The organism is Streptomyces sp. NPDC006552, assembly GCF_040611655.1.
GTDB lineage: Bacteria > Actinomycetota > Actinomycetes > Streptomycetales > Streptomycetaceae > Streptomyces.
On record NZ_JBEXOS010000024.1, the window covers coordinates 81,794 to 96,400 of the forward strand.

General features: G+C 73.4%; 11 protein-coding genes and 2 pseudogenes. All 13 read left to right on the forward strand.

Translation table 11 applies throughout. The features are described 5' to 3' along the window. Positions 1–193 precede the first annotated feature (193 nt). Complete coding sequence (locus ABZY33_RS16515; protein ID WP_356492266.1) at positions 194–925, forward strand: hypothetical protein; 732 nt, start codon at positions 194–196, stop codon at positions 923–925. Further along, positions 926–3,121: a glycosyltransferase gene (locus ABZY33_RS16520; RefSeq protein ID WP_356492267.1), complete on the forward strand. Its 2,196-nt coding sequence runs from the start codon at positions 926–928 to the stop codon at positions 3,119–3,121. It abuts the gene before it with no gap. Continuing rightward, the gene (locus tag ABZY33_RS16525) at positions 3,118–4,380 is read left to right on the forward strand and encodes an acyltransferase (protein WP_356492268.1); all 1,263 of its coding nucleotides are present in this window, start codon (positions 3,118–3,120) and stop codon (positions 4,378–4,380) included. The genes ABZY33_RS16520 and ABZY33_RS16525 overlap by 4 nt, the downstream gene beginning before the upstream one ends. 158 nt (positions 4,381–4,538) lie before the next feature. Next, a complete protein-coding gene (locus ABZY33_RS16530) occupies positions 4,539–5,900 on the forward strand; it encodes a nitrate/nitrite transporter (protein ID WP_356492269.1) in 1,362 nt (453 codons plus the stop codon). Between the two features lie 121 nt (positions 5,901–6,021). Continuing rightward, a complete protein-coding gene (locus ABZY33_RS16535; protein ID WP_356492270.1) occupies positions 6,022–7,188 on the forward strand; it encodes a uroporphyrinogen-III synthase in 1,167 nt (388 codons plus the stop codon). Between the two features lie 134 nt (positions 7,189–7,322). Further along, a pseudogene (locus ABZY33_RS16540) lies at positions 7,323–7,525 on the forward strand (GNAT family protein); the annotation flags it as partial. Between the two features lie 53 nt (positions 7,526–7,578). After that, a complete protein-coding gene (locus tag ABZY33_RS16545) occupies positions 7,579–8,190 on the forward strand; it encodes an ABATE domain-containing protein (RefSeq protein ID WP_356492271.1) in 612 nt (203 codons plus the stop codon). 115 nt (positions 8,191–8,305) lie between these two features. Continuing rightward, complete coding sequence (locus tag ABZY33_RS16550) at positions 8,306–8,881, forward strand: sigma-70 family RNA polymerase sigma factor (RefSeq protein ID WP_356492272.1); 576 nt, start codon at positions 8,306–8,308, stop codon at positions 8,879–8,881. Continuing rightward, positions 8,878–9,687: a zf-HC2 domain-containing protein gene (locus ABZY33_RS16555; protein WP_356492273.1), complete on the forward strand. Its 810-nt coding sequence runs from the start codon at positions 8,878–8,880 to the stop codon at positions 9,685–9,687. The genes ABZY33_RS16550 and ABZY33_RS16555 overlap by 4 nt, the downstream gene beginning before the upstream one ends. Positions 9,688–9,779: 92 nt before the next feature. Further along, a complete protein-coding gene (locus ABZY33_RS16560) occupies positions 9,780–12,149 on the forward strand; it encodes a UvrD-helicase domain-containing protein (RefSeq protein WP_356492274.1) in 2,370 nt (789 codons plus the stop codon). A 369-nt stretch (positions 12,150–12,518) separates the two neighbouring features. Further along, positions 12,519–13,952 carry an NAD-dependent malic enzyme gene (locus ABZY33_RS16565; RefSeq protein ID WP_356492275.1) on the forward strand — a complete coding sequence of 478 codons (1,434 nt, stop codon included), beginning with the start codon at positions 12,519–12,521 and terminating at the stop codon, positions 13,950–13,952. A gap of 329 nt (positions 13,953–14,281) precedes the next feature. Further along, positions 14,282–14,545: pseudogene (locus ABZY33_RS16570) on the forward strand (HU family DNA-binding protein); the annotation flags it as partial. A 7-nt stretch (positions 14,546–14,552) separates the two neighbouring features. Continuing rightward, the coding region (locus tag ABZY33_RS16575) for a hypothetical protein (protein WP_356492282.1) at positions 14,553–14,607 on the forward strand (55 nt) is incomplete at its 3' end.

A 14,607-nucleotide genomic window follows, 5' to 3' on the forward strand; every position in this document is an offset into this window, starting at 1 on the left:
TGAGACTCGCGTGCGCCGCATTTCGTGGCCCGGTGCCGTGTGTTCGGGCGCCTGACCGGGTGGGGGCCCGGTCCGGACCGACGATTCCCGGGCCATCGCGCGCACCCTTGACCGTGTCCTTGGGGGGATGTGCGTACCGGTGGAGAACTGGCGAGAAGATGCCCTGCCCGGGCAGACCCATGATCCGAACGAAGTGACGGTCCAACTGGACGGCGCGGGCCGCCGGCTCGGCGGGCTGCTCACCGCGGCGGGCGCCCCGGCCGCGGCGAGCGCGGGCGGGGGCAAGGAAGTCCCCGTCTTCGTCGACGACTCGGGGCGCAGGGGCCGCACCTTCCGGCGGGTCGGCGTGCTGATGGGCGCGGCCTGCGCGGTCTACGCGGTCGTCGTCGTGCTCACCCTGCTCTCGGGGAACTCCAGCGCGCCCTGGCTGCCCCTGCCCGACGGCTCCGCGGGCCGGGTCGACACCAGGCCGCTTGCGCCCGCCGACCCGGCGCCGCCCGCCACGCGGCCCGGCCGCGCCGTACACCCGGGCGCCTCCGCCACCGCGTCCGGCACCGAGGAGACCCCCGGCCGCGGCGGGACACCCGCCCCCGCCGCCCGCACCGACAGCGCCCCCGGCGCCGCCGCGCGGACCGCCCCGGGCACCGGCAGCGCCGCGCCCCGCACGTCCGGCGCGGGCGGGCCGACGCCGCCGGCCGCGCCGACGACCCCGGCGGCGGGCACCACGCCGCCCGCCGGGCCGCCCGCCGATCCGTCCCCCGCCTCCAGCCCGCCGCCGGCCGCGCCCTCGGGCCCGTCCGCCGACCCGGTGGCCGGCACCACCGGCACCACCGTGGGCGCGCCGGTGGCCCAGGTCGTCGGGCGCCTCCTCGGCGCCGTCCGGCCGAGGCTGACCGCCGCGTCCTTGGAAAGCAGCGTCCTGTAGATGTCCCACCGCTCCCGGCCCCGCAAGGCGCGTACCCGACGGCGGCGCCTGCCCCTGCGCTACCTGCTGCCGTCCCTGCTGCTCGTGGTGGTGATGGTGATGCTCATGCTGCGCGGCTACGTGCACAGCGAGATCCTCGCCGACCACCGGATCCGGCCCGAGGCGGCCACCGGCCACGTGCCCGAGAAGATCCTCGACGGCGGCCCCGTCATCGACACCCGCGGCGGCCGGCCAAGCAGCCGCTCCCTCGGCCGGCACCACCTCGTCCTGACCTTCGACGACGGACCCGACCCCGAGTGGACCCCCCAGGTCCTCGACGTCCTGAAGAAACACCACGCGCACGCCGTCTTCTTCGTCACCGGCACCATGACCTCGCGCCACCCGGACCTGGTGCGGCGCATGGTCGCCGAGGGCCACGAGGTCGGTCTGCACACCTTCAACCACCCCGACCTCTCCTACCAGTCGACGGGGCGCATCGACCGGGAGCTGTCACAGAGCCAGCTGGCGCTCGAAGGGGCGGCGGGCGTGCGCACCTCTCTGTTCCGGCCGCCGTACTCCTCGTTCGCCGACGCCATGGACGACCGGTCCTGGCCGGTCACCGAGTACATCGGCTCGCGCGGCTACATCACGGTCGTCAACGACACCGACAGCGAGGACTGGAAGCGCCCCGGCGTCGACGAGATCGTCCGCCGCGCCACTCCGCACGGCGGCAAGGGCGCCATCGTCCTGATGCACGACTCCGGCGGGAACCGCGCCCAGACCGTCGCCGCGCTCGACCGGTTCCTGCCCGCACTCCAGAGGGACGGCTACCGGTTCGAGAACCTCACCGAGGCCCTCGGCATGCCCGGCGCGCACACGCCGGTCTCCGGACGGGAGCTGTGGAAGGGCCGGGCGTGGGTCTACGCCGTGCAGGCCTCGGAGCACATCACGGGCGTCATGGTCGCCGGGCTCGCCGTCATCGGCGTCCTCGTCATGGCCCGCTTCGGCCTCATGCTGCTGCTCTCCGCGCTCCACGCCCGCCGGGTGCGGCGCCGCGGCTTCTCCTGGGGCCCGCCCGTCACCGAGCCGGTCTCGGTGCTCGTACCGGCGTACAACGAGGCGAAGTGCATCGAGAACACCGTCCGTTCCCTGATGGCGAGCGAGCACCCGGTCGAGGTGATCGTCGTCGACGACGGCTCCACCGACGGCACCGCCCGCCTTGTGGAGAACCTGCGGCTGCCGGACGTGCGGGTGGTGCGCCAGCACAACGCGGGCAAACCCGCCGCCCTCAACCGGGGCCTGGCCAACGCCCGTTACGACCTGGTCGTGATGATGGACGGTGACACCGTCTTCGAGCCCGCCACCGTGCGCGAGCTGGTCCAGCCGTTCGGCGACCCGCGCGTGGGCGCCGTCGCGGGCAACGCGAAGGTGGGCAACCGCGACTCGCTGATCGGTGCCTGGCAGCACATCGAGTACGTGATGGGCTTCAACCTCGACCGGCGCATGTACGACATCCTGCGCTGCATGCCGACGATCCCGGGGGCCGTCGGCGCCTTCCGCCGCCCGGCCCTGGAGCGGATCGGCGGGATGAGCGACGACACCCTCGCCGAGGACACCGACGTCACCATGGCGCTGCACCGCGACGGCTGGCGCGTGGTCTACGCGGAGAAGGCCCGCGCGTGGACCGAGGCCCCCGAGTCCGTGCAGCAGCTGTGGTCGCAGCGCTACCGCTGGTCGTACGGGACCATGCAGGCCATCTGGAAGCACCGCCGCGCCGTGGTCGAGCGCGGCCCCTCCGGCCGCTTCGGCCGCGTCGGACTGCCCCTGGTCAGCCTGTTCATGGTCCTCGCCCCGCTCCTGGCACCCCTGATCGACGTCTTCCTGCTCTACGGCGTGGTGTTCGGCCCCACCCGGAAGACGGTGGCGGCCTGGCTCGGCGTGCTCGCCCTCCAGGCGGTCTGCGCGGCGTACGCCTTCCGGCTCGACAAGGAACGCATGACGCACCTCGTCTCCCTCCCGCTCCAGCAGATCCTCTACCGGCAACTGATGTACGTGGTCCTGCTCCAGTCCTGGATCACCGCCCTCACCGGCGGCCGGCTGCGCTGGCAGAAGCTGCGCCGCACGGGCGCGCTGGGCTCGGCCCCGGGCGGCGCGCCCGGCCTGCCGCGCCAGCGCACCGCCTCGGTCACCCGTGACGACAGGAGGCCGGTCGCGTGACGCAGCCTTACGAAGACGCGGCGAAGGCCACGATGAGGGACGCCCCGCGGCTCGACGGAGTGCCCGCGCAAGGGGGCCGGCCCGAGGCCGCCCGGCCGCACGCGGCCCCCTGCGCCGGACCCGGCCGGGACCGCTACCTCGACCTGCTGCGCTGCCTCGCCCTCTTCCGCGTCGTCCTCTACCACCTCTTCGGGTGGGCGTGGCTGAGCGTGCTCTTCCCGTCGATGGGCGTGATGTTCGCGCTCGCAGGGTCCCTGATGGCCCGCTCCCTGGGCCGCCCCGCGCCCGGCGTGATCCGCGCGCGCGTGCGCCGGCTGCTGCCACCGCTGTGGGCGTTCAGCGCACTCGTCCTCCCGTTGCTCCTCGCCGGCGGCTGGAACCCGTACAAGGATCCCGACAGCGGCGGTCTGTGGGGGTGGCTCGGTCTGGTCGACTACGTGATCCCCGTGGGGGCGCCGTCCTTCCCCTGGGAGGTCGCGCACCCGCCGTGGTTCCTGGAGAGCAGCTGGGGCGAGCAGGGCATCGGCCCGCTCTGGTACCTGCGCGCGTACCTCTGGTTCGTCCTCGCCTCGCCGCTGCTCCTGCGGGCGTTCCGCAAGGCGCCGTGGGCGACGCTCCTGGCGCCGCTCGCGCTCACCGCCGTCGTCGGCACGGGCCTGGTGGAGATCCCGGGCCGGGCCGGTGACACGGTCGTCGACTTCGCCGTCTTCGGCAGCTGCTGGGTGCTGGGCTTCGCCCACCACGACGGGGTGCTCGCCAAGGTGCCGCGCTACCTGGCGGTCTCGCTCGCCGCGCTCGTCATGGCCTTCGGCCTGTGGTGGGCCTCGGGGCACCTGACCGACGAGGGCTGGGACCTGAACGAGATCCCGCTCGCCCAGGCCGCCTGGTCCCTCGGCTTCGTCGTCGTCCTGCTCCAGTACGCGCCGTCCTGGCAGCGGCTGCCGGGGCGCCTGGCCCGCTGGGACCCCCTGGTCACGCTGGCCAACAACCGGGCCGTGACGATCTACCTCTGGCACAACCTGCTCATCATGGCGACCTTCCCGCTGGTCGACGCGGTCTACGCGCTCCCGTTCATGGGCGAGGGGCTCAGCTCCGCCCTCGATACGACCTACGAGTTCTGGACGTTCGTCCTCGTGTTTCCGCTGATCGCGGCCGCGCTCGTCGGCGTGGGGTGGATCGAGGACCTGGCCGCCAAGCGCCCGCCCCGCCTGTGGCCGGACGGCGCGCGCAAGAAACAGGGCACGCCGAGGCGGCACTGAGGCCCTCCGGGTTCCGCGCCCCGGGCCGGCGCCTCACGGCGCGCCGCGGGGCCGGGTGAGAGCAACGTTCCCCAGGGGTCACCGCCCGCCACAGTCCGGAAATCCGGCCTGCCTACCGTCGGTCGCGTCGAGCAGGAACCGCGACCCTGGAGGCGTGCATGGCAGTCCGGAACCGGACCCGCGAGTGGGTCGAACGGTGGGACCCCGAGGACACCGCGTTCTGGGAGGAGACCGGCGCCCGCGTCGCCCGGCGCAACCTCGTCTTCTCCATCCTCTCCGAGCACATCGGCTTCTCCGTCTGGACGCTGTGGTCGGTCATGGTCCTGTTCATGGGGCCCGAGTACGGCATCGACCCGGCGGGCAAGTTCTTCCTCGTCTCGATGGCCACGCTCGTCGGCGCCTTCGCCCGCGTGCCCTACACCTTCGCGGTCGCGGTGTTCGGCGGCCGGACCTGGACGGTCGTCGCGGCGAGCCTGCTGCTGGCACCGACCATCGCCGCGTTCGTGGTGATGGAGCCCGGGACCTCGTACGGCACGTTCCTGCTCTGCGCCGCGCTCACCGGGGTCGGCGGCGGCAACTTCGCCTCCTCCATGACGAACATCAACTCCTTCTTCCCGATGCGCGAGAAGGGCTGGGCGCTCGGCCTGAACGCGGGCGGCGGCAACATCGGCGTCCCCGTCATCCAGCTCGTCGCGCTCACCGTCATCGGCGCCGGCGGCGGCCCGCGCGTCCTGCTGGGCCTCTACATCCCGCTGATCCTGCTCTCGGCGCTCTGCGCGGCCCTGTTCATGGACAACCTGGCGACGGTGAAGAACGACACCGGCGCCGCGTGGGACGCCGTCAAGGACCGCCACACCTGGATCATGGCGTTCCTGTACGTCGGCTCGTTCGGCTCGTTCATCGGCTACTCGTTCGCCTTCGGGCTCGTCCTGCAGACCCAGTTCGGCCGCACGCCGCTCCAGGCGGCCGGGGTCACCTTCATCGGGCCGCTGCTCGGCTCGCTGATCCGGCCGGTCGGCGGCCGGCTCGCGGACCGGTTCGGCGGGGCCCGCATCACGCTGGGGAACTTCGTGGCGATGGCCGCGGCGACGGCCGTGGTGATCCTCGCCTCGGTCCAGAAGTCCCTGGCCCTGTTCACTGTCGCGTTCATCGTCGTGTTCGTGCTCAGCGGCCTCGGCAACGGGTCCACGTACAAGATGGTCCCGGGCATCTTCCAGGCCAAGGCGCGCGGGCTCGGCCTCACCGGCGAGGCGGCGACCGCGTACGGGCGCCGCCTCTCGGGCGCCTCCATGGGGCTGATCGGCGCGGTCGGGGCGCTCGGCGGACTCGGCATCAACCTCGCGTTCCGCCAGTCCTTCCAGACGGCCGGCACCGGGACCGGGGCGTTCGTCTCCTTCCTCGTCTTCTACGCGGTGTGCTCCGCGGTGACCTGGGCCGTATACCTTCGCCGGGCGGCCGCGCGCTCCGTGGCCGCGCCGGGCGCCGGGGCGGAGCCGCAGCTCAGCTACGCCGAGGTGTGAGCACCGCGCACGTAACATGCCCGCAATCGCCCGGATCCGGGTCTGTCACGCTGTGTTGACAGGCTCGGAACCACGGCAGGACAGCAGCGCACGGACGACCGTCGAGCGGGACGAGAACAGCATGGACGAGGCACAGCAGGACCCCGGGGCCGGGCCGCCGCACGGGCCGCTCGCCGGTTTCACCGTGGGCGTGACCGCCGCGCGCCGCGCCGACGAACTGATCGCGCTGCTCCGGCGGCGCGGCGCCACGGTGCTGCACGCGCCCGCGCTGCGGATCGTGCCGCTCGCCGACGACAGCGAACTCCTCGCCGCGACCAAGGAACTGCTCGACCACGCCCCCGACGTCGTGGTGGCGACGACCGCGATCGGCTTCCGCGGCTGGATCGAGGCGGCCGACGGCTGGGGCCTGGGGGAGGCGCTGCTCGCCCGGCTGCGCGGGGTGGAGCTGCTGGCCCGCGGCCCGAAGGTGAAGGGGGCGGTGCGCGCGGCGGGGTTGACCGAGGAGTGGTCGCCCTCGTCGGAGTCGATGGCCGAGGTGCTGGAGCGGCTGCTCGCCGAGGGGGTCCAGGACCGGCGGGTCGCGGTCCAGCTGCACGGGGAGCCGCTGCCCGGGTTCGTGGAGGCGCTGCGCGAGGCCGGGGCCGAGGTGGTGGGCGTGCCGGTGTACCGGTGGATGCCGCCGGAGGACATCGGGCCGGTCGACCGCCTGCTGGACGCGACGGTGGCGCGGGGGGTGGACGCGCTGACGTTCACCTCGGCGCCGGCGGCCGCGTCCCTGCTGGACCGGGCGCGGGAGCGCGGCCTGCTGCCCGGGCTGCTGGCCGCGATGGAGCACGACGCGGTCCCGGCGTGCGTGGGCCCGGTGACGGCGCTGCCGCTCCAGGCGCACGGCGTCCCGACGGTGCAGCCGGAGCGGTTCCGGCTCGGCCCGCTGGTGCAGCTGCTCTGCCGTGAACTGCCCGCCCGCGCCCGGACGTTGCCGGTGGCGGGCCACCGCGTCGAACTGCGCGGGCACGCGGTCGTCGTCGACGGGGAACTGCGCCCGGTGCCGCCCGCCGGCATGGCCCTGCTGCGCTCCCTCGCCCGCCGCCCCGGCTGGGTGGTCTCCCGCGCGGACCTGCTGCGCGCGCTGCCCGGCGCGGGCAGCGACGAACACGCGGTGGAGACGGCGATGGCCCGCCTCAGAGTGTCACTCGGCACCCCGAAACTGATCCAGACGGTGGTGAAACGGGGCTACCGCCTCTCCCTGGACCCGGCCTCCTCCGACGCGAAGTACGCACCCGAGTAGGGCGTGCCGGGGCCGGCCGGACCCCGTTCACCGGCGGGCGCGGCCCGCGTACGCAGGCCGAGCGGATAGCCGAGCCGGGCGGCGCGATGTGGCTGCTGTTCGACACGGCGGCCGGTGGCCGTGTCGTCGGCCGCGCCGCCCGCGAGGAGTTCGGCCTGCACCGCCTGGAGGCGGGCACCCTCGTGGACAACAAGGCGTCCCAGCGGGTGCTCACCAAATGCGGCTTCGCCGAGATCGGCCTCGCCCCCGGCTTTCTGCACATCGACGGCGCATGGCGCGACCACGTCCTCTTCCAGCGGCTGTGCACGACGGGCCGCCCGCGCACCTCCCCAAGTAACCCCGCCTCACCGGGGGTTACGGCGGCGGGCCGGGACGGGCACTGTAGAGGACATGGCAGCAGTACCCACAGAGCCCCCCTCCCTCCCCCCTCTTCCGCTCCTCCATGAGCTGCGGTTCGACTCCGGACGTCTCTGCCTGGACCTGGTCGCCACCGCACACCCCGGCGAACGCCTCACCTCCACCGACCGGCTCTGCGCCTGGCTCGTCGGCGCGGGCCTCGTCCCCGACCCCGCGGCGCTGCCCGCCTGTACCGGAGCCTGGCTCGCCGCCTTCCGCGAACTGCGCGGCCTCGTCGGGCAGTCGGTCCGCGGCGAACTGGCCGGCCGCCCCGCACCGGCCGCCCTCGACCGCGTCAACCTGCTCGCCCGCGCCGCCCCGCCGGCCCCCCGCGCCGTCCGCGCCACCGACGGCGCCCTGGTCCGCGCCCTGCACGAGGAACCGGGCTGCCCGGCGCTGCTCGCCGCCGTCGCCCGGGACACCGTCGAGCTGCTCACCGACCCCGCCGTCCGCGGCGGCCTGCGCCAGTGCGCGGGCGACAACTGCCCGATCATCTACCTCGACACCTCCCGCGGGCGCCGGCGCCGCTGGTGCTCCAGCGAGGTCTGCGGCAACCGGGAGCGGGTCGCCCGGCACCGTCGCCGGGCCGCCCTGGCCAGAGCCTGACCCGCCGCGCCGCGAACTCCCCTTGAACACAAGCCTGTTCGCGTACGTATCCCACCCGTGAGCCCAGCCGGGAAGAGACGGCCGGATCGCCGAAGCGGGGACACCGGAGGTAGGCGTGCGCAAGGATTCCGCCGTGGCCGATGAACGCCCTTCCCGGGCCCGACATCGCGCGCCCCGGCCCCCGGAGCCGGACGAGGAGCTGATGCGTGCGCTCTACGCCGAGCACGCGCGCCCGCTCCTCGCCTATGTGCTCCGCCTGGTGGCGGGGGACCGGCAGCGCGCGGAGGATGTCGTGCAGGAGACGCTCATCCGTGCCTGGAAGAACGCCGGTCAGCTCAACCGGGCGACCGGCTCGGTACGCCCCTGGCTGGTGACGGTCGCCCGACGGATCGTCATCGACGGCCACCGCAGCCGGCAGGCCCGGCCACAGGAGGTCGACGCGTCACCGCTGGAGGTCATCCCCGCGGAGGACGAGATCGACAAGGCGCTGTGGCTGATGACACTCTCCGACGCCCTGGAGGACCTGACGCCCGCACACCGCGAAGTGCTCGTGGAGACCTACTTCAAAGGGCGTACGGTCAATGAGGCTGCCGCGACGCTCGGCATCCCCAGCGGCACGGTGCGCTCCCGCGTGTTCTACGCACTGCGTTCCATGAAGCTGGCGCTGGAGGAGCGGGGGGTGACGGCATGACAGCGGCGTACGGGGGGCTGGGACCGTCCGGCGACGGGCCGGCGGGAGACGTGCACGAGACCGTCGGCGCCTACGCGCTGGGCATCCTCGACGACGCGGAGGCGAGCGCCTTCGAGGTCCATCTGGCGGCGTGCGCGTACTGCGCGGCGCAGCTGGAGGAGTTCGCCGGGATGGAGCCGGTGCTCGCCGCGCTCGCGGATCTGCCGGACGCGCGCGACGTGCCCGCGGTGCGCCGCGTGGGGGAGTCCCTCGCGGCCACGCCCGGCCCCCGCCTCGCCCGGTCCCTGGCCGGTGAGGTCGCCCGCAGGCGGGGACGCCGCCGGCGCCGGGGGCTCGCCCTGGCGGCGGCCGCCGCGGCCCTGATCATCGGCGGCCCGCTGGCGGTCATGGCGGCGACCGGCGACGGCGGCACCGGGGCCGTCGCGGAGCCGCACCCCACCAGCCCCGCCGAGGACGCCTTCTTCCACCACATGGACGAGAAGGTGCACGCCACCGACGCGACGACGAAGGTCAGCGCGACGATCGGCCTGGAGAAGAAGGCCTGGGGCACCCACACCGTCCTGCAACTGAAGAACGTCAAGGGGCCGCTGAAGTGCTCCCTGGTCGCCGTCGGCAAGAACGGCGCGCGCGAGACGGTCACCACCTGGTCCGTCCCGAAGTGGGGCTACGGCATCGCGTCCAGCCCGCACGAGAGCGCCACGTACCCGCTGTACGTGCACGGAGGGGCGGCGTTCTCCCGCGACCAGATCGACCGTTTCGAGGTGGAGACCCTCGACGGAAAGCGGCTCGTGGAGGTGAACGCGTGAGTCCCCGGTGGGCCCCGCCGTCGCGGACGTAGCCGCCGGGGCCCCCTGTCGCGTATTTTTGACGGCTGCCCAGCACGTCAGAAGGGGGCCCGGTGGCCGCTCAGGCTCAGCAGGATCCAGCGGTGGACTCGGATACGGACTCCGTTCGTGACCGTGAGATCGGTGTCGAACAGGAACATCTCGACGCCGTCTACCACCGCCTGGAAGAGAAGATCCACGAGGCGGAGTTCCTGATGGACGACGCCGCGAAGCGCGGGCAGGTCGGCACGCCCGGCGCGCTCGCCGAGCGGGACGCCCAGGTCTTCCGGGCGGGGGTCCACCTCAGCCGGCTCAACAACGAGTTCGAGGACTTCCTCTTCGGCCGTATCGACCTGCTCCCGGGCAAGGACGGCAAGAAGGGCCCGGACGGCGCGTACACGGCCGTCGAACCGGCCGACGGCGCGGTCCGCCCGGACAACAGCGCCGACATCGCCGAGACGCTGCACATCGGCCGCATCGGCGTCCTGGACGCCGACTACTCGCCGCTGGTCATCGACTGGCGTGCCCCGGCCGCCGCGCCGTTCTACCGCTCCACGCCGGTCGACCCCGGCCGCGTGGTGCGCCGCCGCGTCATCCGCTCCAAGGGCCGCAGGGTGCTCGGCGTCGAGGACGACCTGATGCGCCCCGAGCTGACCGCCTACCTGGACGGCGAGCGGCTCCCCGCCGTCGGCGACGGCGCGCTGATGGCCGCCCTCGGCCAGGCCCGCAGCCACTCCATGCGCGACATCGTGGCCTCCATCCAGGCCGAGCAGGACCAGGTGATCCGGGCGCCCGCCGCCTCCGTGACGTACGTCGAGGGCGGTCCCGGCACCGGCAAGACGGCGGTCGCCCTGCACCGCGCCGCCTACCTGCTCTACCAGGACCGGCGCCGGTACGCGGGCGGCATCCTCATCGTCTCGCCCACCCCGCTCCTGGTCGCCTACACCGAGGGCGTGCTGCCCTCGCTCGGCGAGGAGGGCCAGGTCGCGATCCGTGCGGTCGGCTCCCTGGTCGACGGCGCCGAGGCCACCGAGTACGACAGCCCGGCCGTGGCCCGCGTCAAGGGCTCGTCACGGATGCTGAAGGTGCTGCGCAAGGCGGCCCGCGGGGCCCTGGAGTCGGGCCGCCCGGCCCCGGCCCCGGCCGAACAGCTCGCGTTCGGCGAGGAGCCCGACGAGGAGACCCCGGCCCCCGCCGGTACGCCCACCCGGCTGCGGGTCGTCGCCTTCGGCCGCCGCCTGGAACTGGAGGCCGACCAGCTGAACCGCATCCGCCAGGCGGCCCTGAGCGGCACGGCACCCGTCAACCACCTGCGCCCGCGCGCCCGCCGGCTGCTCCTGGACGCCCTGTGGGAGCGGTCGGGCGCGGGCGGCCGGCACACGGACCCCGAGCTCGCCGCCGAGCTGCGCTCCTCCTTCGACGAGGACATCACGGGCGAAGACGACTTCCAGCACTTCCTGGACGCCTGGTGGCCGGAGCTGACGCCCCGCGCCGTCCTCGCCGCGATGGCCGACGAGCGGCGCCTGGGCCGCTGGGCCCGGCGCGTCCTCAACCCCGGAGAGGTCCGCAAGGTCGCCCGGTCCCTGCGGCGCGAGGCGCTGTCGGTGCACGACGTGGCCCTGCTCGACGAGCTGACCGCCGTCCTGGGCGCCCCGGCGCGCCCGCGGAAGAAGCGCGAGTACGACCCGCTGGACCAGCTCACCGGCCTGGAGGAGCTGATGCCGGGGCGCGAGGAGACCCAGCGCGAGCGCGCCGAGCGCCTGGCCCAGGAGCGGACCGAGTACGCGCACGTCATCGTGGACGAGGCGCAGGACCTCACGCCGATGCAGTGGCGCATGGTCGGCCGCCGCGGCCGGCACGCCACGTGGACGGTGGTCGGCGACCCGGCCCAGTCGTCCTGGTCGACGCCGGACGAGGCGGCCGAGGCCCGCGACGAGGCGCTCGGCAGCCGCCCCCGCCGCCGCTTCACCCTCACCGTCAACTACCGCAACCCCTCCGAGATCGCGGAGCTGGCCGCGAAGGTGCTCGCGCTGGCGATGCCGGGCTCCGACTCCCCGTCGGCGGTCCGCTCCACCGGCGTCGAGCCGCGCTTCAGCGTGGTCCGCGACCGGCTCGGCAGCACCGTGCGGCAGGAGGCCGCCCGGCTGCTCGACCGGGTCGACGGCACGGTCGGCGTCGTCGTGGCGATGAACCGCCGCGCGGAGGCGGCCCGCTGGCTCGACGGGCTCGGCGAGCGCGTCGTCGCGCTCGGCTCGCTGGAGGCCAAGGGCCTGGAGTACGACGCCACGGTGGTCGTCTCCCCGGCCGAGATCGCCGACGAGTCCCCGGCGGGCCTGCGGGTGCTCTACGTGGCGCTGACCCGGGCCACCCAGCAGCTCACGGTGGTCTCCGCCGACCGCGACGAACCGGACGCGGACGGGGTGCCGGACCTGCTGCGCGACTGACCCGTGGGCCGCCGGTCGGCTCCGGGGTCTGGGGTGGAGCGGGAGAATGCAGTACCGTGGAGGAGGCACCGGCTCGATCCAAGCCCCCGGGCCCAACCTTCGTCCCCTAGAGGGACCACTTGCCGCGAGGCGAGCATGGCGGGCCGGTGTCATGAACGGAGAGAGAGGCCCACGTCACCCTGTGACGTGGGCCTCTTCTCGTTTCCGGACCCCTCTTCCTGTTCGCCACGACTTCTCGTATGGTGGAAACTAGTTTCCGAAAGTGCGGTGAACGTAACGTTCACAATCCGATGCGGCTACCACGTACTCGGCGGTAGGTGCGACCATCGGACGGCAACAGCTACACGGTGAAAGCAGAGGAAGTCGGCCATGGCAACGGCGCCCAGCGTCTCCTACTCGATGACGGTCCGGTTGGAGGTGCCCGCGAGCGGTACGGCTGTCTCGCAGCTCACCACCGCCGTGGAGTCCTCCGGCGGCTCGGTGACCGGCCTCGACGTCACCGCCTCCGGCCACGAGAAGCTCCGGATCGACGTCACGATCGCGGCCAGCTCCACGTCCCACGCGGACGAGATCGTCGAGGAGCTGCGCAAGATCGAGGGCGTGACGCTCGGGAAGGTCTCCGACCGTACGTTCCTGATGCACCTCGGCGGCAAGATCGAGATGCAGTCCAAGCACCCCATCCGTAACCGTGACGACCTCTCCATGGTCTACACGCCGGGTGTGGCCCGCGTCTGCATGGCGATCGCGGAGAACCCCGAGGACGCCCGCCGGCTGACCATCAAGCGCAACACCGTTGCGGTCGTGACGGACGGCTCCGCGGTGCTCGGCCTCGGCAACATCGGCCCGATGGCCGCCATGCCGGTCATGGAGGGCAAGGCCGCCCTCTTCAAGCGGTTCGCCGACATCGACGCCTGGCCGATCTGCCTGGACACCCAGGACACCGACGCGATCGTCGAGATCGTCAAGGCGATCGCGCCCGGCTTCGCCGGCATCAACCTGGAGGACATCTCCGCGCCGCGCTGCTTCGAGATCGAGGCCCGGCTGCGCGAGGCCCTCGACATCCCCGTCTTCCACGACGACCAGCACGGCACCGCGATCGTCGTCCTGGCCGCCCTCACCAACGCGCTGCGCGTGGCGAACAAGGGCATGGGCGACATCCGCGTCGTCATGTCCGGCGCGGGCGCGGCCGGCACCGCCATCCTCAAGCTGCTGCTCGCCGCGGGCGTGAAGAACGCGGTGGTGGCCGACATCCACGGCGTCGTGCACGCCGGCCGCGAGGACCTCAAGGACGCGGACAAGGACTCGCCGCTGCGCTGGATCGCGGACAACACCAACCCCGAAGGGCTGACCGGCACGCTCAAGGAGGCCGTGGCGGGCGCCGACGTGTTCATCGGCGTCTCCGCGCCGAACGTGCTGAACGGCGACGACGTGGCGGCCATGGCCGAGGGCGCCATCGTGTTCGCGCTCGCGAACCCCGACCCCGAGGTCGACCCCGCGATCGCCCGGCAGACGGCGGCCGTCGTGGCCACCGGCCGCTCCGACTTCCCGAACCAGATCAACAACGTCCTGGTCTTCCCCGGCGTCTTCCGCGGCCTGCTCGACGCCCAGTCGCGCACGGTCAACACGGAGATGATGCTGGCCGCCGCCACGGCCCTGGCCGACGTGGTGAGCGAGGACGAGCTCAACCCGAACTACATCATCCCCAGCGTCTTCAACGACAAGGTCGCGGGTGCCGTCGCCGGTGCCGTGCGCGACGCGGCGAAGGCCGCCGGCGTGGTGGTGACAGGCGTCACGGGCGCCTGAGGACCGGCGCGTCGCGGAACACGGGGCCCCGCCGGGCCCTCTAGGGTGGCCGGGAAGCAGGCCCCCCGACCCGCCCCGGGCCCTGGGCGGTAAGGCTTTCCGTGTGACCCCCAGGGGCACCGGATTGGCTTTACCGCCGCTGGTGGGGGCAGGATGCTTCCCCAAGGACTGCGTCCAGGGGGCGCCCCCCACAGGGCGCCGGGGTCCGGAAGCCGGACCCGGGTCCTGGGCCTGACCGAGACCCTGGCAGCATCGGCTTCGCTGTTGCCCAACATGCGGCCCAGCCGCATGGCACGCCTCAACGGCAAGAAGAACACGGGAGTACAAACATGAACCGCAGTGAGCTGGTGGCCGCGCTGGCCGACCGCGCCGAGGTGACCCGCAAGGACGCCGACGCCGTGCTGGCCGCGTTCGCCGAGACGGTCGGCGAGATCGTTGCCAAGGGCGACGAGAAGGTCACGATCCCCGGCTTCCTGACCTTCGAGCGCACCCACCGTGCCGCTCGCACCGCTCGTAACCCCCAGACCGGCGAGCCGATCAACATCCCGGCCGGTTACAGCGTCAAGGTCTCCGCGGGCTCGAAGCTCAAGGATCCTGGCGATCTTCGCCTCGAACCTCGACGAGTTCTTCATGGTCCGGGTGGCCGGGCTCAAGC